Origin of the sequence: Clostridium sp. AM25-23AC (genome assembly GCF_003435125.1) — a bacterium.
Lineage (GTDB): Bacteria > Bacillota > Clostridia > Lachnospirales > Lachnospiraceae > Pilosibacter > Pilosibacter fragilis.
The window spans coordinates 882-1,139 of sequence record NZ_QWGI01000093.1 but is presented as its reverse complement, the minus strand read 5'-3'; the positions used below and the strand labels follow the sequence as shown (position 1 = coordinate 1,139).

At 49.6% G+C, this 258-nt stretch carries 1 pseudogene; it reads right to left on the bottom strand.

Annotated features, from left to right (window positions below):
• A pseudogene (locus DW677_RS19030) lies at positions 1 to 258 on the bottom strand (transcriptional regulator); the annotation flags it as partial.

The following is a 258-nucleotide window of genomic DNA, read 5'->3' as shown; positions in this document are numbered from 1 at the left end:
TCCAGATTTTCTTTCAGTTCATCGGCAACGGTGGTCTGGGGCGCACTCTCACTGTCCTTTTTATGGGCTTCCCGAATATCCCGGATAATGAGGTTGAGGTCATCCCGTACCATCTGATTGAAATATTCATCATCACTGATATGGGCGGCTTGCAACACTTTCAAATGGGGGTCGTCTTCGCCAGGGCGATACCGTTCAATGATTTCATGCCGGACGGTATCGACAAGGGCGTTGAGGTTGTGGATTTGCATGGTAGCA